Origin of the sequence: Paucibacter sediminis (genome assembly GCF_030254645.1) — a bacterium.
Lineage (GTDB): Bacteria > Pseudomonadota > Gammaproteobacteria > Burkholderiales > Burkholderiaceae_C > Paucibacter_B > Paucibacter_B sediminis.
Map to the genome: position 1 here is coordinate 5,245,136 of NZ_CP116346.1, position 21,950 is coordinate 5,267,085.

Consider the following 21,950-nt stretch of genomic DNA (forward strand, 5'->3'; position numbering starts at 1 on the left):
CCGCCATGAAATCCCAAGCAGTACGCCAAGAGCTGGATCAGGCCCGCGCCACCGGCCCGCTCAAGCAGATCAAGATCCCGCCCTGCCCCGAGCTGCTGACGCGTCTGCGCGAAGCCATGGCCCAGGCCCAGCCCGATCTCACCGAGGTCGCACGCATCGCCGCCAGCGATGTGGCCATGTCGGCCACCCTGCTGCGCCAGGCCAACAGCCCGCTGCACCTGGCCGACGGCATGCCCTGCGGCACCGTGGGCCAGGCGATGACGCGGCTGGGGCTGGACGAGACCGCGGCGGTGATGACGGGCTTTCTGCTCAAGCACAGCATCCCGGTCAACAGCCCGCAGCTGGCGCGCTTCTGGGAGCGCTCCACCAAGCGGGCGCTGGCGATGGCCTTCATCGCGCGCCAGCTGCCGGGGCTCTCGCCCGACCTGGCCCATACCTACGGCCTGTTCTGCCATGTCGGCATGCCGGTGCTGCTGCAGAGTGTGCGCGGCTATGGCGCCACCATGGTGGAGGCGGCGGCGCGCATCGACCGCCCCTATATCGCCACCGAGAACGCCAACCACCGCACCGACCACGCGGTGGTGGGCGCGCTGGTGGCGCGGGTCTGGAACCTGCCGGCCGCGCTGATGACCGCGATCCGCCTGCACCACGACCTGCGCTCGCTGGGCGACGCCGGCATCGAGCCCGAGATCCATACCCTGGTGGCCGCCGGCCTGATCGCCGAGCACCTGATGCGCCTGCACGAGGTGCTGCCCGAGGATGCCGACTGGGCCGACCACCATGGCGCGGCGATGGCCTGGCTGCACATCGGGCCGGACGACGTCGATCAATGGGACGAGGCGCTCCGGCCCATCCTCGACGAGGCCTGAAGCCCTCGTTCTTGCCCCAGGTCATGTGCGGCGGCGGCGCGGCTCGCTAGCATCGCCGCCAGCATGACGAACACCGCACCGACGATCCTGGCCCGCGCGCGCGCCGAGCAGCGCCACACCCTGACCGAGGCCGAGGGCCTGCAGATCCTGGCCGAGGCCGGCGTGCGCGTGCCGCAGCAGGTGCTGCTGGACGGGCCCGCGGCGCTGCGCGCCGAACACCTGCCGCCCGGCACCAAGGTGGTGGTCAAGGTGGTGGCGCACGACATCCTGCACAAGACCGAGCTGGGCGGCGTGAAGATCGTCGACAACCGCCTGGAGGCCGTGGCCGAGGTGCTGGCCGACATGCATGCGCGGCTGGCCCCGCATTACGCGGTGAGCGGCTACAGCCTCAACGAATGCATCGAGTACGAGCGCGCCTTCGGCCATGAGTTTCTGGTCGGGCTGCGCTGGACCGAGGATTTCGGCGCCACCCTGAGCCTGGCCTGCGGCGGCGTGGCGGCCGAGTACCTGGCCGGCCAGCTCAGGCCGGGCCGCGAGCTCTCGGTGTTCTCGCCCGAACTGACGGCCGAGTTCGACCTTGCCAGCAATGCGGTGGCGCAATTCGCCACTCAACCCTGGCGCCAGCAGCCCGCCCTGCTACCCGAGGCCAGCCTGCGTGCGCTGCTGGACAAGCTGCTGACGCTGGCGCGGCAGCGCATGCCGGCCGAGCTGATCGAGATCGAGATCAACCCGCTGGTGATCTCGAGAGCCGGCGAACTGATCGCGCTGGACAGCGTGGTGCGCCTGCCCGAGCGCCCCTACCTGACCGAGCCGCCGCAGCGCCCGCTGCACAAGCTGGCAAAGCTGCTGGCGCCCGCCAGCATGGCCGTCATGGGCGTGTCCGAGAAAGGCGGCCCGGGCCGCACCATCCTGCAAAACATCCTCGCCCAGGGCTTCGACCCCGCGGCGCTCACCGTCATCAAGCCGGGCCTGGCGACGCTGGACGGTGTGGCCTGCGTGGCCGATGTGAGCGCCCTGCCCGCACCGGTGGACCTGCTGGTGCTGATCGTGCCGGCGGCCCAGGTGCCCGCGGTGCTGGGCGAGGTGATCACGCAGGGCAAGGCGCAGGCGGTGATCGTGATCCCCGGCGGGCTGGAGGAAAAGGCCGGCACCGAGCAGCTGGTGGCGCGCATGCAGCAGGCGCTGCTGGCGGCGCGCGCCTCCCCCGACCAGGGCCCGCTGATCAACGGCGGCAACTGCCTGGGCGTGCGCTCGCTGCCGGGCCGCTACAACACCCTCTTCATCCCCGGCGAGAAGCTGCCCTTCTCGGCCGGGCCGGAGTCGCCGCTGGCCCTCATCAGCCAGAGCGGCGCCTTCGCCATCACCCGGCTCAACCAGTTCCACCATGTCAACCCGCGCTACTGCATCACGCTGGGCAACCAGAGCGATCTGACGGTGGGCGACTACCTCAGCCAGCTGCAGCACGACCCGGCGATCGAGGTCTTTGCCGTCTATGTGGAGGGCTTCAAGGAGCTCGACGGGTTGAAGTTCCTGCGCGCCGCCCGCGCCATCACCGCCAGCGGCCGCAAGGTCATCCTCTACCGCGCCGGCCGCACCCAGGAGGGTGCGCAGGCCAGCAGCAGCCATACCGCCTCGATCGCCGGCAATGCGGCGGTGACGCGCGAGCTGGCGCGCGGCTGCGGCGTCATGCTGGCCGAGACCATCACCGATTTCGAGGCGCTGATCGGCCTGCATCTGGCGCTGGGCCGGCGCGCGCTGCGCGGCCGGCGCCTGGCGGCGGTCAGCAATGCCGGCTTTGAATGCGTGTCGATGGCCGACAACCTCGGCCCCTTCCAGCTGGCGCACTTCAGCGCGGCCACCGAGGCGCGCCTGAAGCAGGTGTTCGCCAGCGAGCGCCTCACCGAGCTGGTGGACGTGGGCAACCCGCTGGACCTCACCCCGATGTGCGGCGACGCCGGCTACGAGGCGGTGATCGCCGCCGTGCTGGCCGACCCCGGCGTGGACCTGGCCCTGGTGGGCGTGGTGCCGCTCACGCCTGCGCTCAAGACCCTGGGCGCAGCGGCGCTGGAGCCCGACGCCATCGCGGCGCGCTGGATCCGCCTGTTGCAGGGTCAGCCCAAGCCCTGCATCGCGGTGATCGACGGCGGCTCCATCTACGACGAGCTGGCGCGCTTGCTGGAGACCGGCGGCGTGCCCACCTTCCGGCGCGCCGACCGCGCGCTGCGCGCGCTCCGGCTCAGCGTCTGAGCCCGGACCATGCCGCTGCGCTGACAATGCGCGGCATGCAGCAGATCAACCCCGGCTATCTCGGCCGCCGCCCGCGCTCGCCGCTATGGGCGGCGCTGTGGATGACGCCGCCCCTGCTGCTCGCGCTCTGGTGGCTGTTCGGCCCCAGCGGCGTGCCGGTGCGGATCGAGCAGCAGCGCTGGCGCCTGGTGATCGAGATCGAAACCCTGGTGGCCGAAAGCGCCTCCGGCTGGTGCGACGAGATGCCCGCCGGCGCGCGCGAAATCGGCCGGCGCCTGCTGCCCGACCCGAGCGGCCAGCGCAGCGCGCCGGCCGAGCATTGCCGCTACAGCGTGCCGGCATGGCGCGCGCTGCACAGCGCGCAGGCCGAGGGCGATGCGCCCGGCCCGCCGCATTGGCCCGTGCCGGCGCTGAACCGCCTGGCGCCCGAACAGCTGGGCGCGGAACGCGCGGGCAAGCGGCACGAGTTCTTCGAGCTGCTGCTGCGCGCCGCCGATGGCCGCGCCTGGACCTGCCGGCTGGCGCAGCCGCAGTGGCAGGCCTACCGCCAGGGCCAGCGCCTGCGCCTGCAGGTGGACCGCTTCGGCACCGCCGATTGCGGCCGCCTGCCGTCGCTCACTTGAGCAGCGGCCTGATGCGCTCGTAGCCGGCGCGGCTCACCGGCACCTTGCGGCCGCCGCGCAGCACCGCCAGCAGCTGGTCCTTGCCCTGGCGCTCCAGCTGCAGCAGCTGGTCCAGATTGATCAGCCAGGAGCGGTGCACGCGCACGAAGCGAAGGGGGTCCAGGCCGGCCTCGAACTCGGCCAGGGTCTGCGTCTTCAGCAGGCTGCGCTCGGGCGTGTGGATGCACACATAGTCGTCCTGCGCCTCCACGCACAGCACCTGCTCGGGGCTCAGCACATGCAGCTGCTGGCGGTCGCGCACCAGGATGCGCTGCGGGTTGCCGGCGGCCACCAGCTGCTGCAGGCCCGGCGTGGCGAGCGGCAGCAGCTTGCGCGCCTGCGCCAGCGCGCGGTCGAAGCGCGCCTGCGAAAAGGGCTTGAGCAGATAGTCCACCGCATGCAGCTCGAAGGCGCGCAGCGCATGCGCCTCATGCGCGGTGGTGAAGATCACGCCATGCTCGCGGCCGCTTAAGCCCAGCACCTCCAGGCCGCTGAGGCCCGGCATCTGGATGTCCAGGAACAGCAGATCGGGCGCCAGCGCCTCGATGGCGGCCAGCGCCGCCTCGCCATCGGCACATTCGCCGACGATCTCGATCTCGGGGTGGGCCTTCAGGAACTCGCGCAGCAAGCGCCGCGCCAGCGCCTCGTCGTCCACCAGCAGGGCCGTCAGCCTCTTTGCATCCGGGGCACTCATGGCTCGCTTCTCCAGGGCAGGGTGATCTCGGCCACGAACTGCCCGGCCTCGCTGCGCAGACGCAAATTGGCCCGGCCGGCAAACAGGCTCAGCAGCCGCTGGCGCACATTGTGCAGCCCGGTGCCGGTGCCGAGCTCGTGGGGGCTGGCGGCGGCGGCCAGGGCAAGCGGGTTGGCGAGCGGGTTGCTCAGCTGCACGTGCAGCCAATCGCCCTGCCGCAGCGCGCGCAGGCTCAGCGTGCCGCCCTCGCTGCGCGCGGCGATGCCATGCTTGACGGCGTTCTCCACCAGCGGCTGCAGCAGCATGGGCGGCAGCAGCGCGGCGCCGGCCCCGTCGGCCAGCTCGCAGTCGAAGCGCAGGCGCTCGCCAAAGCGCACCTGCTCGATCTCCACATAGCCGCGGCAATGAATCAGCTCCTCGTCCAGCGTGATCCAGTCGCGCTGCGTCAGCGCCAGGGTCTGGCGGAAATACTGGGCCAGCGCCAGCGTCATCCGGCGCGCCGCCGCGGCGTCGAAGCTGGTGAGCGCGCTGATCGAGTTCAGGCAATTGAAGAGGAAATGCGGATTCACCTGGTTGCGCAGCATCAGCAGCTCGGCCTCCACCGCGCGCGCCTGCGCCTGCTCGGCGCGATGCTCCGCATCGCGCAGGCCCGCCCAGGCCTGCAGGGCATCGGCGGCCAGCAGTGCCAGCAGATAGCCGCCGCTGGCGAGCGCGAACAGGCTTGCCGCCAGCGGCGCGGCCGGCTCCAGCCAGGCCCAGGCCAGCAGCGTGCACAGCCCGCCCACCAGCAGCGCGGCCACCGCATAGCGCGCCAGCCCCTGCCAGGCGCGGCCGCGCGCCAGCGGCAGCGCGCGGCTGAGCTCCCAGGCCGAGGGCAGCAGCAGCGCATAGAACAGCACCAGCGGCAATGTCGCACCCAGCGCCGCGGCCCAGCCCCAGCCGGCCAGCCAGACCAGAGCGCCCGCCAGCAGGCCGCCCAGCAGCGCGCAGGCGGCCAGCAGCCCCAGCAGCGCGGCCGGCCGGAGCAGCAGCAGATAGACCGAGCGCATCGCCGCTCAGTTGCGCAGTTCGATGCCGCCCAGAATCACCTCGCCGTGGATCACCAGGCGCTTGCTGCTCAGGAGCGGCGGCACGGTCTTGTCCTCGATCGCGCCCAGCACCGGATGGCCGTTCACGGTCACGGCCCAATCGTTCGGCACCTTCAGCTCCAGGCCGCCCATCAGCACGAACACATCCAGCCGGGCCGTGCCCTCCACCGAGGCCTGGCGCAGATCCAGCTGCGCACCGCCCAGCACCACGGTGACCTTGCCGCCGCTGAACTGCGGGCTGCTGACACGCGACTGGTTGCCGCCCAGCACCGCCGTCAGGTCGATGCGGTCGGTGTTCAGCTGCTCGACCGGCTGCCCCTCGGCGGTGCGCCAGCCCGTACCGATGCGGCCCTTGAACATCACCAGCAGTCCCAGCGCGATCAGCAGCAGCGGCCACCAGTCGCGCCAGCGAAAGTCGAACAGGCCCAGATGGCGCAGCGTCAGCACGCTGCCCACCACGATCAGCGCCGCGCCGAAGCCGCGGCCCGGGCCCTGCGGCGACTGCGTGAACTTGAGCACGCCCAGCGCGATCAGCACCAGCGGCCAGAAGGGCAGGATGCGCCGCACGTCGAAGACGTGGAAGTTGTCCAGCAGGAACAGCAGGCCCAGCAGCGCCAGCACCAGGCCCAGCAGCAGTTGCTGGCGCGGGTCGCGATGGTTGTTGCTCATGGCTGGCCCTCCCCGTCGCGTCGCGCCGCGTCGCCGCGCCCGCGCAGCAGGCCAAAGCTCCCCATCAGGATCTTGCCCAGCCCCAGGGCCAGCAGCAGCAGCGGCCAGCTGTTGTGATAGCTCAGGCCCAGGTAGCTGGTCTCGCAGGCATAGAGCCAAGCCGACAGCAGCAGCAGGAAACAGGCACTGCCGAGTTGGCGCGCATTGCGCGCCGTCACCAGGCGCAGCAGGCCCAGCACGGTGATCGCCAGCGGCCAATGCGTCCAGAGAAAGTCCAGCACGCCATAGCCCTGCTTTTCAAGCAGTGCGGCGCTGCCGATCACGATCAGCACCAGGCCGGTGAACAGATGGTCGTGCGGCCGGCGCCGCTCGCAGTCGCGAGATCGATGGGACATGGTGGAAAAGCTCCCTGAGTGAATGGCCGCGACGATAGCGAAGCCGGCGGCGCTTGTCGCGCGGATTTCGGCGAATGAACAGCCGCGCCCGGTGAATGACGCGCCGGGCCGACGCATGGCGAGGGCGGGCCAACTCGCTCTAAGATTCGCCGCCCCCTCACCAGAAAGCCCAAGCCTTGTCCACGACCTCACAGCGCCTCGCTCGCATCCCGCCCGGCTCGGGCGTGCTGTTCTTCGTCCAGATGTTCTCCACGCTGGGCTATGCCGTGCTGTACTCCAGCCTGGTGCTGTATGCCACCGAGCATCTGCGCTTCAGCGCCGAGCATGCCTCGCTGGTGATGGGGGTGTTCGGCGCCTTCAATTACGGCCTGCATCTGTTCGGCGGCTATCTGGGCGGCCGGTTTCTCAGCAACCGCAATCTCTTCGTCGGCGGCATGCTGCTGCAGGTGTTCGGCTGCGCCGCCATCGCCGGCGGCACCGAGGCCTTGCTGTACTGGGGGCTGGCGCTGTTCCTGACCGGCAGCGGCCTCAACGTCACCTGCCTCAACATGATGCTGACGCAGCGCTTCGCGCCCGAGGACAACCGCCGCGAGGGCGCCTTCCTGTGGAACTACGCGGGCATGAACGTGGGCTTCTTCATCGGCTTCACGGTGGCCGGCCATTTCCAGCTGAGCCAGAGCTACAGCAGCCTGTTCTGGTTCGCCACCGTCGGCAACATCCTCGCCATCGTGCTCGCGCTGGCCTTCTGGAAGGTGCTGGCCGACCTGGACACGCCGCTGATGAAGGTCGGCGCGGCGCAGTTCCGCGCCCGCTTTGCCGCCGGCACGGCCATCCTGATCGGCCTGGTGCCCCTGCTGTGGTGGCTGCTGCAGCATCCCGAAGGCACCGAATCGCTGGTCAAGCTGATCAGCGCCGCGGTAGCCCTGGCCCTGATCGTGCTGACGCTGCGGCACCGCGATGTGCCGGAGCGCAAGCGCATGTGGGCCTATCTGGTGCTGACGCTGGGCTCGCTGATGTTCTGGTCGCTCTACCAGATGGCGCCCAGCGGCCTGCAGCTGTTCGCGGTGGGCAACGTGAAGCTGGAGCTGTGGGGCGTGACGATCGCGCCGCAATGGGTGCAGAACATCAACACCGTGGTGATCGTGCTGGGCGGGCCGCTGCTGTCGGCCTGGTTCGTGCGCCTGCGCGCGCGCGGCTGGCCGCTGGACGTGCCGCAGCAGTTCGCCGCCTCGCTGCTGCTGATGGGCCTGGGCTTTCTGGCCCTGCCGCTGGGCATCCACTTCGCCAACGCGCAGGGCCAGGTGGCCTTCGTCTGGCTGTTCGCCAGCTATGTGCTGCAGTCGCTGGGCGAGCTGCTGATCTCGCCGGTGGGCTACGCCATGATTGGCCGGCTGGCACCGCGCCAGTACCAGGGCGTGATGATGGGCAGCTGGATGCTGGTGACCGGCCTGGCCTCGCTGTTCGCGGCCGACTTCTCCGGCATGGTGGCGCAACCGGCCGGCAGCACCGCGCTCACGAGCAACCCGGCCTATGCCGCGCTGTTCACCCAGCTGGGGCTGGGCAGCGTGGTGGTGGGCATCGCCCTGATGGCGCTGATCCCCTGGCTGCGCCGCCTCATCACGGACGAGACGCACAATAGCGGCCAACGCGGCAGCGCGCCCACCTGAGCGCGCCGTCCGGGCACTCACCCGTCTACAGCTCACTTCTCCTCATGCTGCAAAGAAACGAATCCCTCTCCCAAGTCGCCGCCGCCGTCGGCCCCGTGGTGCTGATCGTGATGGACGGCTACGGCCTCTCGAAGACGGACGCCGGCAGCGCCATCGCGGCCGCCAACAAGCCGACCCTGGACAAGCTGTTCGCACAGCACCCCAACATCCGCCTGCGCGCCCATGGCACCGCGGTGGGCATGCCCTCCGATGAGGACATGGGCAACTCCGAGGTTGGCCACAACGCGCTCGGCGCCGGCCAGGTCTATGCCCAGGGCGCCGCCCTGGTGGCCGACTCGATCGCCTCGGGCGAGATCTGGCAGGGCCAGGCCTGGCAGGAGATCGTTGCTGCCGCCAAGGCCGGCAAGGCCAGCCGCCTGCACTGCATCGGCCTGCTGTCCGACGGCAATGTGCACAGCCATATCGACCACCTCAAGGCCCTGGTGCGGCAGGCCAAGGCCGAGGGCCTGCGCTCGGTGCGCGTGCACGCGCTGATCGACGGCCGCGACGTGCCCGAGACCAGCGCGCTGGACTATGTGCTGCCCTTCGAGGCCTTCCTGGCCGAGCTGAGCGACGCCGATTTCGACGCCCGTATCGCCTCGGGTGGCGGCCGCCAGTGCATCACCATGGATCGTTATGACGCCAACTGGCCCATGGTCGAGCGCGGCTGGAAAACCCATGTGCTGGGCCAGGGCCCACAGTTCCCCAATGCCGGCGCCGCCATCGAGGGCCTGCGCCAGCAACACCCCGGCGTGATCGACCAGGACCTGCCCGAGTTCGTCATCGCCGAGCAGGGCCGGCCCATCGGCACCATCGAAGACGGTGACGCGGTGGTGCTGTTCAACTTCCGCGGCGATCGCGCCATCGAGATCACGCGCGCCTTCGAGGAAGGTGCCTCGTTCGACAAGTTCGACCGCGTGCGCGCCCCCAAGGTCAGCTACGCCGGCATGCTGCAGTACGACGGCGACCTGAAGCTGCCGGCGCGCTTCCTGGTGGCACCGCCGGCGATCCGCAACACCTCGGGCGAGTGGTTCAGCAAGCTCGGCATCACCCAGTTCGCCTGCTCGGAGACGCAGAAGTTCGGCCATGTGACCTACTTCTGGAACGGCAACCGCTCCAGCAAGTTCGAGGGCGAGACCTATCTCGAGGTGCCCAGCGATGTCGTACCCTTCGAGCAGCGCCCCTGGATGAAGTCTGCCGAGATTGCCGACGCGATGATCGCCGCGCTGCAAAGCGGCCAGCACAAGATCCTGCGCTGCAATTTCGCCAACGGCGACATGGTTGGCCACACCGGCAACTTCCGCGCCGCCACCATGTCCATCGAAGCGGTGGATCTGGCGCTGGGCCGCTTGCTCAAGGCCGTGGACGCGGCCGGCGGTGTGGCCCTGATCACCGCCGACCATGGCAATGCCGACGAGATGTTCGAGCTCGACAAGAAGAGCGGCCAGCCGGCGCTGAACAAGGACGGCAGCCCCAAGGCCAAGACCGCGCACACGCTCAATCCGGTGCCGCTGATCCTCTACCACCGCATTCCGGGCCTGACGCTGGGCCTGAAGCAGACCGCCGCCGCCGGCCTGTCCAATCTGGCCGCCACCACGGCCGCGCTCTTGGGCTACGACAAGCACGCGGACTGGGATGAGAGCCTGCTGACCCTGGCTTGATCATCGGCGGATGAACAGCTTGTGAACACTCGAATCGCCGCGCTGTGGCGCTGCACCAGGATCGACGCAGGGCTGACGCTCACGGCCTTGCTGGCCGCCCTGGCCGGCTGCGCCAGCGCGCCACCGCGCCAACCGGCTTCGCCGGTTTCGCCCGACGCGGCAGCGGCAGCACCGGCAGCCTCGGCAGCCGCCGTCGCTCAGGCACCCTCCGCCAGCCCCGCCCAAGTGATGAGCGCCGAGGAACTGCAGGCGCGCTGCCTGGCCTGGGCGCAGGCCTTCCGCCCCGAGGCGCGCGCCGCGGGCATCAGCGAGGCGGTGCTCGACGCCGCCTTCGGCCCGCTGCAATGCCTGCCAAAGGTGCTGACGCTGGATCGCAGCCAGCCCGAGTTCACGCGGCCGATCTGGGCCTATCTGGACAGCGCCGTGTCCGCCTCGCGGGTCAAGCAGGGGCTCACGCGGCTGGCCGAGCCGGCGGTACATGCCGCGCTGGAACAGGCCAGCGCCAGCCATGGCATACCCGTGCACCTGCTCGCCGCGTTCTGGGGCCTGGAGAGCGATTTCGGCCGCGATCAAGGCAGCGTGCCGGTGGTCGATGCACTGGTGACGCTGGCGGTGGATGGCCGCCGCGAAGCGATGGCGCGGCGCGAGTTGCTGGCGGCGCTGCGCATCCTGCAGGCCGGCGACGCCGACCGGGCCCGCCTGCTCGGCTCCTGGGCCGGGGCCATGGGCCAGACCCAGTTCATGCCCAGCAGTTTCCTGAGCGACGCGCAGGACGCCGATGGCGACGGCCGGCGCGACATCTGGGCCAGCCTGCCCGATGTGATGGCCTCGACGGCGAACTACCTGCGCCGGCGCGGCTGGCGGGCCGAGGAGCCCTGGGGTCAGGAGGTGCTGCTGCCACCGGGCTTTGACCCGCTGCGCGCCGACGCCACGCTGAAGCAGACCAGCGCCGCCTGGGCCGCCGAGGGCCTGCGGCCTGCTGATCCTCAGGCCGAGAGGCTGGCCCCGATGGGCGATGCCTGGGTGCTGCTGCCGGCGGGCAGCCGTGGGCCGGCCTTCCTGGTCGCACACAACTGGCAGGTGATCCGACGCTACAACGCATCGGACAGCTATGCGCTGGCCATCGGCCTGCTGAGCGACCGGCTGGCCGGCCGCAACGAGGGCGTGCGTGCCAGCTGGCCGCGCGAGCTGCAGCCACTCAGCCGCACGCAGCTGCAGGCCATGCAACGTGCACTGGCCGAGCAGGGTTTCGCCCCGGGCACCGCGGACGGCGTGTTCGGCCCGGCCACCCGCGCCGCACTGCGGGCCTGGCAGCGGCGCGAGGGGCTGCCGGCCGACGGCTTCCCTAGCCAGGCGCTGCTGGCGCTGCTGCTACCCATGGCAAGCGCACCCGAAACAAGCTATTGAACCTTCACAGCTAGACGAAAGAAAAATACCCGGTCCGTTGCCGGCCCGGGTACTTTTCGTGGCGTTCAGATGCGATGTTACTTCCGTGCCGGCGGCACATCCGTGCAGCTGCCATGCGCGATCTCGGCGGCCATGCCGATGCTTTCGCCCAAGGTCGGGTGCGGATGGATGGTCTTGCCGATGTCCACCGCGTCGGCGCCCATCTCGATGGCCAGGGCAATCTCGCCGATCATGTCGCCGGCATGGGTGCCGACGATGCCGCCGCCGAGGATCTTGCCGTGGCCATGGGCTTCGGGCGAGTCATCGAACAAGAGCTTGGTGTAACCCTCATCGCGGCCGTTGGCGATGGCGCGGCCCGAGGCCGTCCAGGGGAACAGGCCCTTCTTGACCTTGATGCCCTGCGCCTTGGCCTGGTCCTCGGTGAGGCCCACCCAGGCCACCTCGGGGTCGGTATAGGCCACGCTGGGGATCACGCGGGCGTCGAACTGGCTCCTGGCCAGCTTGGCATCGCCCAGCAACTCGCCAGCAATGACCTCGGCCGCCACATGGGCCTCGTGCACCGCCTTGTGCGCCAGCATGGGCTGGCCCACCACATCGCCGATGGCGAAGATGTTGGCGACGTTGGTGCGCATCTGCACATCGACGTTGATGAAGCCGCGGTCCGTCACCGCCACGCCGGCCTTGTCGGCGGCGATCTTCTTGCCATTGGGCGTGCGGCCCACAGCCTGCAGCACGAGGTCGTAAGTGCCTTCGCTCTTGGCCCCGTCCAGCGACTCGAACTGCACCTTGATGCCCTCGGGCGTGGCCTCGGCGCCGACGGTCTTGGTCTTCAACATGATGTTGTCGAAGCGCTTGGCATTCAGCTTCTGCCAGACCTTCACCAGGTCGCGGTCAGCGCCCTGCATCAGGCCGTCCAGCATTTCCACCACGTCCAGGCGCGCACCCAGCGTGCTGTAGACCGTGCCCATCTCCAGGCCGATGATGCCGCCACCGATGATCAGCATCTTCTTGGGCGTGCCCTTGAGGGCCAGCGCGCCGGTCGAGTCCACGATGCGCTCGTCGTCCGGCAGGAAGGGCAGACGCACCGCCTGTGAACCGGCGGCGATGATGGCCTTCTTGAAGTGGATGGTCTTGGTGGCGCCGGTCTTCTCCTGCGCCGTGCCGGTGGTCTCTTCCACCTGCACATGGTGGGCATCGACGAAGGCACCGTAGCCGCGCACGATCGTGACCTTGCGCATCTTGGCCATCGCCGCCAAGCCGCCGGTCAGCTTGCCGATGACCTTTTCCTTGTGGCCGCGCAGCTTGTCGACGTTGACCGAGGGCGCACCGAAGTCCACCCCCAGATCGGCCATGTGCGAGACCTCGTCCATCACCGCGGCCACATGCAGCAGCGCCTTGGACGGAATGCAGCCCACGTTCAGGCAGACGCCGCCCAGCGTGGCATAACGCTCCACCAGCACGACCTTGAGGCCGAGGTCGGCGGCGCGGAAGGCGGCCGAGTAGCCGCCGGGGCCGGCGCCCAGCACCAGCACATCGCAGTCCAGGTCGGCGTTGCCGGTGTAGCTGGCGGCAGTGGGGGCCACGACCGGCGCGGCAGCGGCAGCGGGCGACGCAGCCACTGCAGGCGCCGGCGCAGCAGCCGCGTCCGATTCCAGCAGCAACAAGACTGTGCCCTGGTTGACCTTGTCGCCCAGCGAGACCTTGAGCTCCTTCACCACGCCCGCATGCGAGCTGGGGATCTCCATCGAGGCCTTGTCGCTCTCCACCGTGATCAGGCTCTGCTCGGCCTTGATCGCGTCGCCGGGTTTGACCAGCAACTCGATGATGGCCACGTCCTTGAAGTCGCCGATGTCGGGAACTTGAACTTCGATCAATGCCATTTGACGCTCCCGATTACAGAACGATGCGGCGGAAGTCCGCCAGCAGCGATGCGAAGTAGACGTTGAAGCGGGCGGCCGCGGCGCCGTCGATGACGCGGTGGTCCCAGCTCAGCGAGAGCGGCAGCATCAGGCGTGGCTGGAAGGCTTTGCCATCCCACACCGGCTCGATCTGGCTCTTGCACACGCCCATGATGGCCACCTCGGGCGCATTGATGATGGGCGTGAAATAGCGCCCGCCGATGCCGCCCAGCGAGGAGATGGTGAAGCAGCCGCCGGCCATGTCGGCTGGGCCGAGCTTGCCGTCGCGCGCCTTCTTGGCGAGCTCGCCCATTTCCTGGCTGATCTCGAAGATGCCCTTCTTGTCGGCGTCCTTGATCACCGGCACCACCAGGCCATTGGGCGTGTCCGCCGCAAAGCCGATGTGGAAGTATTTCTTCAGCACCAGCTTCTGCGTGTCGCCCTCGCCTTCCAGCGAGGCATTGAACTCGGGGAACTTCTTCAGCGCCGCCACGGCCGCCTTGATCATGAAGGCCAGCATGGTGACCTTGATGCCCGACTTCTCGTTCTCCTTGTTCGTCTGCACGCGGAACGCTTCGAGCTCGGTGATGTCGGCATCGTCGTGGTTGGTGACATGCGGGATCACCACCCAGTTGCGATGCAGATTGGCACCCGAGATCTTCTTGATGCGCGAGAGCTCCTTGCGCTCGATGGCACCGAACTTCTCGAAGTCCACCTTGGGCCAAGGCAGCAGGCCCGGCAGCGCAGCACCACCGGAGGCCGCAGCCGCCGCGGGTGCCGCGGCCTTCTGGGCCAGGGTCTGCACCGCACCGGCCATCACCGATTTGACGAAGCCCTGCAGATCGGACTCCTGGATGCGGCCCTTGGGGCCCGTGCCCTTGACCTCGTCCAGCGGCACGCCGAGTTCGCGCGCCTGGCGGCGGATGCTGGGGGATGCATGCGGCAGGCGGCCGGTGGGCGTGCTGGGCTCATGGGCCGGCAGCGCCGCGGTGGGTGCGATGCGCTCCACCGGCGCGGCGGGGGCGGCCGCCACCACGGTGTTGGCGCTCGAAGCGGCCGCGGCCGCCACGGGCGCGGCCACTGCAGCCACCGCAGCAGCACCCTGCACTTCCACGATCGCCAGCAGGCTGCCCTTGGCGACCTTGTCGCCCAGCTTGACCTTGAGTTCCTTGACCACGCCGGCATGCGAGGACGGGATCTCCATCGAGGCCTTGTCGCTCTCCACCGTGATCAGGCTCTGCTCCAGCTTGATGGTGTCGCCGGGCTTTACGAAGACCTCGATCACCGCGACCGACTCGAAGTCGCCGATGTCCGGCACGAACACCTCCACCAGCGCGCTGGTGGCGGGTGCTGCTGCGGCGACAACGGGGGCTGCCACCGGCGCGGGCGCCGCTGCCAACGTCGGTACCGGCGCGTCCGCGCCGGCCGTGCCTTCGGCCTCCAGCAGCAGCACCAGGCTGCCCTCGTTGACCTTGTCGCCCACGGCGACCTTGATCTCCTTCACCACGCCCGCATGCGAGCTGGGGATTTCCATCGAGGCCTTGTCGCTCTCCACGGTGATCAGGCTCTGCTCCAGCTTGATGCTGTCGCCCACCTTCACCAGCAGCTCGATCACGGCCACGTCCTTGACATCACCGATGTCCGGAACCTTGACTTCTACCAATGCCATTTCGTGTCTCCGATCGCCGCCGAATCAGGCGTACAGCGGGTTGATCTTGTTGACGTTGATGCCGTACTTGGCGATCGCCTCGGCCACCTTGGCGGCCGGCAGCTTGCCCTCGTCGGCCAGGCTCTTGAGCGCGGCCACGACGATGTAGTGACGGTTCACCTCGAAGTGCTCACGCAGCTTGGAGCGGAAGTCCGAGCGGCCGAAGCCGTCGGTGCCCAGCACCTTGTAGGAGCGGCCCGCCGGAATGAAGGCGCGGATCTGCTCGGCGTAGTTCTTCATGTAGTCGGTGGAGGCGATCACCGGGCCGCTGGTGCGGCTGAGCTGCTGGGTCACGAAGGGCACGCAGGCCAGCTCGGTGGGGTGCAGCAGGTTCCAGCGCTCGGCGTTCTGGCCGTCGCGCGCCAGCTCGTTGAAGCTCGGGCAGCTCCAGACATTGGCGCTCACGCCCCAGTCCTGCTCCAGCAGGCCCTTGGCGGCCTGGCTCTCGCGCAGGATGGTGCCCGAGCCCAGCAGGTTCACGCTCAGCGGGCCTGGGGCGGCCTCTTCCAGCAGATACATGCCCTTGATGATCTGCTCCTCGGTGCCGGCCTTCAGGCCCGGCATCGGGTAGTTCTCGTTCAAGAGCGTGATGTAGAAGTAGACGTTCTCCTGGTCCTGCACCATGCGCTTCAGGCCATGCTGCATGATCACCGCCACCTCGTGCGCAAAGGTGGGGTCGTAGCTGACGCAGTTGGGGATGGTGCCGGCCAGGATGTGGCTGTGGCCGTCTTCATGCTGCAGGCCTTCGCCGTTCAGCGTGGTGCGGCCCGAGGTGCCGCCCAGCAGGAAGCCGCGCGCCTGCATGTCGCCGGCGGCCCAGGCCAGGTCGCCGATGCGCTGGAAGCCAAACATCGAGTAGTAGACGAAGAAGGGGATCATGACCCGGTTGTTCGTCGAGTACGAGGTCGCCGCGGCGATCCAGCTGGCCATGCCGCCGGCCTCGTTGATGCCTTCCTGCAGGATCTGGCCGGCCTTGTCCTCGCGGTAGTACATCACCTGGTCCTTGTCGACCGGGGTGTAGAGCTGGCCCGCAGGGTTGTAGATGCCGATCTGGCGGAACAGGCCTTCCATGCCGAAGGTGCGTGCCTCGTCCACCAGGATGGGCACGGTGCGCGGGCCCAGATCCTTGTCGCGCAGCAGCTGGGTCAGGAAGCGCACATAGGCTTGCGTGGTGGAGATCTCGCGGCCCTCGGCGGTGGGCTCGAGGATGGCCTGGAAGGTGTCAAGACCTGGCACCGCGAGCTGCTCGTCCGAACGCGGGCGGCGCTTGGGCAGGTAGCCGCCCAGTTGCTGGCGGCGCTCGTGCAGATAGCGCGCCTCGGGCGTGTGCTCGGCCGGCCGGAAGAAGGGGATCTTGGGCAGGTCGGCGTCGGCGATCGGGATGCCGAAGCGGTCGCGCATCGACTTGATGTCGTCGTCGGTGAGCTTCTTGGTCTGGTGCGCGGTGTTCTTGCCCTCGCCGCTCTTGCCCATGCCATAGCCCTTGACGGTCTTCACCAGCAGCACCGAGGGCTGACCCACGGTGTTGACCGCCTTGTGGTACGCGGCATAGACCTTTTGCGGGTCGTGGCCGCCACGGTTCAGGCGCCAGATGTCGTCGTCGCTCATCTTGGCCACCATCTCCAGCAGCTTGGGGTGCTTGCCGAAGAAGTTCTTGCGCACGAAGGCGCCGTCATTGGCCTTCATGGCCTGGTAGTCGCCGTCCACCGTGTCCATCATGACCTTGCGCAGCAGGCCTTCCTTGTCGCGCGCCAAGAGCGGATCCCAGTAGCCGCCCCAGATCAGCTTGATGACGTTCCAGCCGGCGCCGCGGAACTCGCCCTCCAGCTCCTGGATGATCTTGCCGTTGCCGCGCACCGGGCCGTCCAGGCGCTGCAGATTGCAGTTCACCACGAAGATCAGGTTGTCGAGCTTTTCGCGCGCGGCCAGGCCGATCGCGCCCAGCGATTCCGGCTCGTCCATCTCGCCGTCGCCCAGGAACACCCAGACCTTGCGCTTGGAGGTGTCGGCAATGCCGCGCGCGTGCAGGTACTTGAGGAAGCGCGCCTGGTAGATCGCCATCAAGGGGCCCAGGCCCATCGAGACGGTGGGGAACTGCCAGAACTCGGGCATCAGCTTGGGGTGCGGGTAGCTGGAGAGGCCCTTGCCGTCGACCTCCTGGCGGAAGGACAGCAGCTGCTCCTCGCTGATGCGGCCTTCCAGGAAGGCGCGCGCATAGATGCCGGGCGCGCTGTGGCCCTGGATATAGAGCAGGTCGCCGCCATGCGCGCCATCGTCGGCATGCCAGAAATGGTTGAAGCCGCAGCCCAGCATGGTGGCCAGCGAGGCGAAGCTGGAGATGTGGCCGCCCAGGTCGCCGCCGTCGTCGGGGTTCAGGCGGTTGGCGCGCACCACCATCGCCATCGCGTTCCAGCGCATATAGGCGCGCAGGCGCTCCTCGATGTCGATGTCGCCGGGGAAGCGCTCTTCCTGGTCGGTGGGGATGGTGTTGACGTAGGCCGTATGGGCCGAGAAGGGCACGTCGATGCCGGCCTGGCGGGCATGGTCGATGAGGGTCTCGAGCAGGAAGTGAGCGCGCTCGCCCCCTTCCTCACCAATCACGGCGGACAGGGCGTCCAGCCATTCCTTGGTTTCGAGAGCGTCGGTGTCATTGGCGGCGGCGCCGAGAAAAGACTGAGGCTGCGCGGACATGTTGTCTCCTAAATCCTGCGTCGAAATTTTCCGGCGCGAGTTTCTCACAAGCTTTCTGAAATTCCAAATCGTGCGAGTAGGTTTCACATAATGAAATCAAAGGGATTGCTCGCTGGGCCGGCGGCGCGCGCGCCGGGATAATCGGGCCATGCTTTCCCGTTTCGATTTCAAGGGCGCCTTGCGCCGCACGCTCACGCCGCTGCAACGCCTGGCCGCCACCTGGTGGCGGCGCCAGTCGCCCTCGCGCCAGGACCGCTTTGCCACCCTGGGCCCGCTGGTCTCGGTGATGCTGTTCCTGGCGGCCATCATCTTGGCCTTCTGGTACCTGCGCAACGAGGAAATCGAACGAGAGGCCGAGGCCGTCAAGCGCGATACCGAGATCGCCCAGCAGCAGATCCGCGTGCGCCTGAACGAGAACCAGGAAAAGCTGGTGGTGATCGCGCGCGACATCGTCACGCGCGCCATCGACCCGCAGGAATTTGGCGTGCAGGCGCGCGCCTTCGCGCGCGAACGCCCCGAGGTCACCCATGTGACCTGGCTGACGAACCGGCGCGACCGCCGCGCCAGCGTCAGCGGCGCCGGCTTCCAGGCCGAGAACCTGATGGTGCTGGACGGCGGCGACCCCTCCATGCCCAGCGGCAACCCCGGCACCGCCCCCGAGATCGCCTTCCAGGCCGCCAAGGAACGGCGCCAGGTGGTCTATTCACAGCCCTTCACCGACAACAACAGCACTTCGGTGTTCCAGGTGCAGGTGCCGCTGATCGACCGCACCGGCTTTGCCGGTGTGCTGATCGCCGAATACTCGATCGAGGCCCTGCTGCGCTACTACGTGCCCACCGAGGTGGCGGGCCGCCATGCGGTCTCGGTGCTGGACGCACGCGAGCAGGTGATGGCCTCCACCGTCACCCCGATGCCGGGCCAGCGCATCAAGCGCGCCTCCATCGTCTCCGAGGTGCCGCTGGCGCCGGCGCTCAACGGCCTGGTGCTGCGCGGCCAGGGCTACCGCACCTCGATCGGCCTGATCAGCAACACCTTGTTCTGGATGGTGGTGGCCCTCTCGGTGCTGACGGTGTGGATGCTGCTGGGCACCTGGAAGCACATGCGCCGGCGCATGCAGTTCCAGACCGCGCTGGCCAACGAGACGAATTTCCGCCGCGCCATGGAGAACTCCATGCTCACCGGCATGCGCGCCATGGACATGGACTCGCGCATCTCCTATGTGAACCCGGCCTTCTGCGCCATGACCGGCTTCTCCGAGGCCGAGCTGATCGGCCGCAAGCCGCCCTTCCCCTATTGGCCGCCGGACCGCTTCGAAGAGAACGCGCGCCTCTTGCAGCAGGAGATCCACGGCCGCAGCCCGGCCGGCGGCGCCGAGGTCAAGGTGATGCGCAAGGACGGCACCATCTTCGACGCCCGCATGTATGTCTCGCCCCTGATCGACCCCAAGGGCAAGCAGAGCGGCTGGATGACCTCGATGACCAATATCACCGAGGCCAAGCGCGTGCGCGACCAGCTCAGCGCCTCGCACGAGCGCTTCACCACCGTGCTAGAGGGGCTGGACGCGGCGGTCTCGGTGCTGTCCGTCCAGCAGGGCGAGCTGCTGTTCGCGAACCGCAGCTACCGGCTCTGGTTCGGCGCCGACCCCAAGGGCCATGCCATGCTGGCCGGCAGCCAGCTGAGCCGCAGCAAGGACGATCCCGACGCCGACGACGAGGTGGACGACTATTCCGGCCTGCCGGCCCAGCATCTCACCGAGGTGGGCTCGGACCCGCGCGAGGTCTATATCGAGGGCCTGGAGATGTGGTTTGACGTGCGCGCCCGCTACCTGCAGTGGACCGACGGCCGCCTCGCGCAGATGCTGATCGCCACCGACATCACCGCGCGCCGCCGCGCCGAGGAGCAGGCCGCCCAGCAGGCCGAGAAGGCCCAGGTCACCAGCCGCCTGATGACCATGGGCGAGATGGCCTCCAGCGTGGCGCATGAGCTGAACCAGCCGCTCACCGCCATCACCAACTACTGCAACGGCATGGTCTCGCGCGTGCGCAACGACGCGATCCAGAAGGACGATCTGCTGGCCGCACTGGAGAAGACCGCCAAGCAGGCGCAGCGCGCCGGCCAGATCATCCACCGCATCCGCAACTTCGTGAAGCGCAGCGAACCGCAGCGCCAGGCCTCCAGCGCGCATGCCATCGTCGAGGACGCGGTGGAGCTGGCCGGCATCGAGCTGCGCCGCCGCAACGTGGCCATCCACACCTATGTGGCGCAGCGCCTGCCCACCCTGATGGTGGACCCGATCCTGATCGAGCAGGTGCTGATGAACCTGCTGAAGAACGCCGCCGAGGCGATCGACAACGCCGCGCTGCCGGTCTCGCGCCGCCATATCGAGCTGCGCGTGGTGCCCAAGCACACGGCCGAGTTGGGCGGCAATATCGAGTTCTCCGTCACCGACATGGGGCCGGGTTTGCCCGATGAGGTGATCGAGCGCATGTACGAGGCCTTTTTCTCCACCAAGTCCGATGGCATGGGCATTGGCTTAGGGTTATGCCGGTCTATCGTGGAGTCCCACCACGGCCGGATCCGTGCCGAGAACCTCTACAATGGCGCCTCCATCGTGGGGTGCAGGTTCGCCTTCACCATCCCCGTCGAACTATCCCGTCCCGAACCCTCGGGACCCGCCCTGAACACTGCTGCGACACCATGAGCCTGATTCCTAAGAAGGGCAACGTCTACGTTGTCGATGATGACGAAGCCGTGCGCGATTCCCTGCAATGGCTGCTGGAGGGCAAGGACTACCGCGTCAAGTGCTTTGACTCCGCCGAGTCGTTCCTGAGCCGTTACGACCCGCGCGAAGTGGCCTGCCTGATTGCCGACATCCGCATGGAAGGCATGAGCGGCCTGGAGCTGCAGGACCGCCTGCTGGAACGCCGCAGCCCGCTGCCCGTGGTCTTCATCACCGGCCATGGCGACGTGCCGATGGCGGTGCAGACCATGAAGAAGGGCGCGATGGACTTCATCGAGAAGCCCTTCAAGGAAGACGAGTTGCTGGCCCTGGTGGAGCGCATGCTCGACCAGGCGCGCGACGCCTTCTCCAGCCACCAGGAAGCCGCCAGCCGCGACGCCCTGCTCTCGCGCCTCACCACCCGCGAGGCCCAGGTGCTGGAGCGCATCGTCGCCGGCCGCCTCAACAAGCAGATCGCCGACGATCTGGGCATCAGCATCAAGACGGTGGAGGCGCACCGCGCCAACATCATGGAGAAGCTGAACGCCAACACCGTGGCCGACCTGCTCAAGATTGCCTTGGGCGCACCCGCCAAGGCCTGACAAGACCTGCCCCCATCCGAGGCCGCTGATTGTTCAGCGGCCTTTTGCATTCCAAGGAGTCCTCACCATGACCGCCCAACTGATCGACGGCAACGCCCTCTCCAAGCAACTCCGCGCCGAGGTGGCGCAGCGCGCCGCGGCGCTCACGGCCAAGGGGCTCAAGCCCGGCCTGGCGGTGGTGCTGGTGGGCGACAACCAGGCCAGCCAGGTCTATGTGCGCAACAAGGTCAAGGCCTGCGAGGACGCCGGCCTGCACTCGGTGCTGGAGAAGTACGAGGCCACGATGAGCGAGGCCGAGCTGCTGGCGCGCGTCGAGGCGCTCAATAACGACCCCAGCATCCACGGCATCCTGGTGCAGCTGCCGCTGCCCAAGCACATCGACGACCACAAGGTCATCGAGGCGATCTCGCCCGAGAAGGACGTGGACGGCTTCCACGTCGCCAGCGCCGGCGCGCTGATGGTGGGCGAGCAAGGCTTCAAGGCCTGCACCCCTTATGGCTGCATGAAGATGCTGGAGAGCATCGGCATGCAGGATCTGCGCGGCAAGCATGCGGTGGTGATCGGCCGCAGCAATATCGTCGGCAAGCCGATGGCGATGATGCTGCTGCAAGCGAACGCCACCGTGACCATCTGCCACAGCGGCACCGCCGACCTGGCCGCGATGACGCGCCAGGCCGACGTGGTCGTGGCCGCGGTGGGCAAGCGCAATGTGCTGACCAAGGACATGGTCAAGCCCGGCGCGGTGGTGATCGACGTGGGCATGAACCGCAACGACGAAGGCAAGCTCTGCGGCGACGTGGACTTCGAGGGCGTGAAGCAGGTGGCCGGCTGGATCACCCCGGTGCCGGGCGGGGTCGGCCCCATGACCATCACCATGCTGCTGGTCAACACGCTAGAGTCGGCCGAACGCTGCGCCGCTGCGAATCGCTGAGCC

The 21,950-nt window shown here is 68.5% G+C and carries 16 protein-coding genes; 9 read left to right on the forward strand and 7 right to left on the reverse strand.

Going from position 1 to position 21,950, the window contains the following annotated elements:
- The first annotated feature begins 5 nt into the window (after positions 1 to 5).
- The 3 genes from PFX98_RS24305 (at position 6) to PFX98_RS24315 (ending at position 3,739) form a co-directional block, all read left to right on the forward strand.
- Positions 6 to 869 (forward strand): HDOD domain-containing protein, encoded by an 864-nt coding sequence (locus PFX98_RS24305; RefSeq protein ID WP_285233044.1) that lies wholly within the window; start codon positions 6 to 8, stop codon positions 867 to 869.
- 63 nt (positions 870 to 932) lie between these two features.
- Positions 933 to 3,116 (forward strand): acetate--CoA ligase family protein, encoded by a 2,184-nt coding sequence (locus tag PFX98_RS24310; protein ID WP_285233045.1) that lies wholly within the window; start codon positions 933 to 935, stop codon positions 3,114 to 3,116.
- A gap of 35 nt (positions 3,117 to 3,151) precedes the next feature.
- Positions 3,152 to 3,739 (forward strand): hypothetical protein, encoded by a 588-nt coding sequence (locus PFX98_RS24315; protein ID WP_285233046.1) that lies wholly within the window; start codon positions 3,152 to 3,154, stop codon positions 3,737 to 3,739.
- Here PFX98_RS24315 and PFX98_RS24320 read toward each other — a convergent pair.
- The 4 genes from PFX98_RS24320 to PFX98_RS24335 are packed head-to-tail and all read right to left on the reverse strand — an operon-like array spanning position 3,732 to position 6,624.
- Positions 3,732 to 4,472 carry a LytR/AlgR family response regulator transcription factor gene (locus tag PFX98_RS24320; protein WP_285233047.1) on the reverse strand — a complete coding sequence of 247 codons (741 nt, stop codon included), beginning with the start codon at positions 4,470 to 4,472 and terminating at the stop codon, positions 3,732 to 3,734. The genes PFX98_RS24315 and PFX98_RS24320 overlap by 8 nt on opposite strands.
- The gene (locus PFX98_RS24325; RefSeq protein ID WP_285233048.1) at positions 4,469 to 5,521 is read right to left on the reverse strand and encodes a sensor histidine kinase; all 1,053 of its coding nucleotides are present in this window, start codon (positions 5,519 to 5,521) and stop codon (positions 4,469 to 4,471) included. The genes PFX98_RS24320 and PFX98_RS24325 overlap by 4 nt, the downstream gene beginning before the upstream one ends.
- Positions 5,522 to 5,527: 6 nt before the next feature.
- Positions 5,528 to 6,229, reverse strand: a complete 702-nt coding sequence (locus PFX98_RS24330; protein ID WP_285233049.1) for a LiaI-LiaF-like domain-containing protein — start codon at positions 6,227 to 6,229, stop codon at positions 5,528 to 5,530.
- Positions 6,226 to 6,624: a LiaI-LiaF-like domain-containing protein gene (locus PFX98_RS24335; protein ID WP_285233050.1), complete on the reverse strand. Its 399-nt coding sequence runs from the start codon at positions 6,622 to 6,624 to the stop codon at positions 6,226 to 6,228. Before PFX98_RS24335 ends, PFX98_RS24330 begins: the two co-directional genes overlap by 4 nt.
- 176 nt (positions 6,625 to 6,800) lie before the next feature.
- Between PFX98_RS24335 and PFX98_RS24340 the strand changes: the two genes are divergently transcribed.
- The 3 genes from PFX98_RS24340 to PFX98_RS24350 are packed head-to-tail and all read left to right on the forward strand — an operon-like array spanning position 6,801 to position 11,398.
- Complete coding sequence (locus PFX98_RS24340) at positions 6,801 to 8,291, forward strand: peptide MFS transporter (protein WP_285233051.1); 1,491 nt, start codon at positions 6,801 to 6,803, stop codon at positions 8,289 to 8,291.
- 44 nt (positions 8,292 to 8,335) lie between these two features.
- Positions 8,336 to 9,991, forward strand: coding sequence for a 2,3-bisphosphoglycerate-independent phosphoglycerate mutase (gpmI, locus tag PFX98_RS24345; protein WP_285233052.1), 1,656 nt, complete (start codon positions 8,336 to 8,338; stop codon positions 9,989 to 9,991).
- Between the two features lie 21 nt (positions 9,992 to 10,012).
- Entirely contained in the window at positions 10,013 to 11,398 is a 1,386-nt protein-coding gene (locus PFX98_RS24350; RefSeq protein WP_285233053.1) for a lytic murein transglycosylase, read from the forward strand.
- A gap of 77 nt (positions 11,399 to 11,475) precedes the next feature.
- Here PFX98_RS24350 and lpdA read toward each other — a convergent pair whose 3' ends face one another.
- From lpdA to aceE, 3 genes are read right to left on the reverse strand one after another with little or no spacing between them, the layout of a single operon-like run.
- Positions 11,476 to 13,278: a dihydrolipoyl dehydrogenase gene (gene lpdA, locus PFX98_RS24355; RefSeq protein WP_425334645.1), complete on the reverse strand. Its 1,803-nt coding sequence runs from the start codon at positions 13,276 to 13,278 to the stop codon at positions 11,476 to 11,478.
- Positions 13,279 to 13,291: 13 nt separating this feature from the next.
- The gene (gene aceF / locus PFX98_RS24370) at positions 13,292 to 14,965 is read right to left on the reverse strand and encodes a dihydrolipoyllysine-residue acetyltransferase (protein ID WP_285233054.1); all 1,674 of its coding nucleotides are present in this window, start codon (positions 14,963 to 14,965) and stop codon (positions 13,292 to 13,294) included.
- A 24-nt stretch (positions 14,966 to 14,989) separates the two neighbouring features.
- Positions 14,990 to 17,695, reverse strand: coding sequence for a pyruvate dehydrogenase (acetyl-transferring), homodimeric type (aceE, locus tag PFX98_RS24375; RefSeq protein WP_285233055.1), 2,706 nt, complete (start codon positions 17,693 to 17,695; stop codon positions 14,990 to 14,992).
- Positions 17,696 to 17,843: 148 nt separating this feature from the next.
- On the opposite strand from aceE, the gene PFX98_RS24380 reads away from it, so the two are divergent.
- From PFX98_RS24380 to folD, 3 genes are all read left to right on the forward strand, one after another.
- Positions 17,844 to 20,396: a PAS domain-containing sensor histidine kinase gene (locus tag PFX98_RS24380; RefSeq protein WP_285233056.1), complete on the forward strand. Its 2,553-nt coding sequence runs from the start codon at positions 17,844 to 17,846 to the stop codon at positions 20,394 to 20,396.
- Entirely contained in the window at positions 20,393 to 21,016 is a 624-nt protein-coding gene (locus tag PFX98_RS24385) for a response regulator transcription factor (protein WP_285233057.1), read from the forward strand. The genes PFX98_RS24380 and PFX98_RS24385 overlap by 4 nt, the downstream gene beginning before the upstream one ends.
- Positions 21,017 to 21,083: 67 nt before the next feature.
- Entirely contained in the window at positions 21,084 to 21,947 is an 864-nt protein-coding gene (gene folD, locus PFX98_RS24390; protein WP_285233058.1) for a bifunctional methylenetetrahydrofolate dehydrogenase/methenyltetrahydrofolate cyclohydrolase FolD, read from the forward strand.
- The last annotated feature ends 3 nt before the right edge of the window (positions 21,948 to 21,950 follow it).

Bases quoted from the DNA above. Each gene is read 5' to 3' on its own strand.
- PFX98_RS24305 (WP_285233044.1), top strand. From the start codon at position 6: ATGAAATCCCAAGCAGTACGCCAAGAGCTGGATCAGGCCCGCGCCACC.
- PFX98_RS24310 (WP_285233045.1), top strand. From the start codon at position 933: ATGACGAACACCGCACCGACGATCCTGGCCCGCGCGCGCGCCGAGCAG.
- PFX98_RS24315 (WP_285233046.1), top strand. From the start codon at position 3,152: ATGCAGCAGATCAACCCCGGCTATCTCGGCCGCCGCCCGCGCTCGCCG.
- PFX98_RS24320 (WP_285233047.1), bottom strand. From the start codon at position 4,472: ATGAGTGCCCCGGATGCAAAGAGGCTGACGGCCCTGCTGGTGGACGAC.
- PFX98_RS24325 (WP_285233048.1), bottom strand. From the start codon at position 5,521: ATGCGCTCGGTCTATCTGCTGCTGCTCCGGCCGGCCGCGCTGCTGGGG.
- PFX98_RS24330 (WP_285233049.1), bottom strand. From the start codon at position 6,229: ATGAGCAACAACCATCGCGACCCGCGCCAGCAACTGCTGCTGGGCCTG.
- PFX98_RS24335 (WP_285233050.1), bottom strand. From the start codon at position 6,624: ATGTCCCATCGATCTCGCGACTGCGAGCGGCGCCGGCCGCACGACCAT.
- gpmI (WP_285233052.1), top strand. From the start codon at position 8,336: ATGCTGCAAAGAAACGAATCCCTCTCCCAAGTCGCCGCCGCCGTCGGC.
- lpdA (WP_425334645.1), bottom strand. From the start codon at position 13,278: ATGGCATTGATCGAAGTTCAAGTTCCCGACATCGGCGACTTCAAGGAC.
- aceF (WP_285233054.1), bottom strand. From the start codon at position 14,965: ATGGCATTGGTAGAAGTCAAGGTTCCGGACATCGGTGATGTCAAGGAC.
- aceE (WP_285233055.1), bottom strand. From the start codon at position 17,695: ATGTCCGCGCAGCCTCAGTCTTTTCTCGGCGCCGCCGCCAATGACACC.
- PFX98_RS24380 (WP_285233056.1), top strand. From the start codon at position 17,844: ATGCTTTCCCGTTTCGATTTCAAGGGCGCCTTGCGCCGCACGCTCACG.
- PFX98_RS24385 (WP_285233057.1), top strand. From the start codon at position 20,393: ATGAGCCTGATTCCTAAGAAGGGCAACGTCTACGTTGTCGATGATGAC.
- folD (WP_285233058.1), top strand. From the start codon at position 21,084: ATGACCGCCCAACTGATCGACGGCAACGCCCTCTCCAAGCAACTCCGC.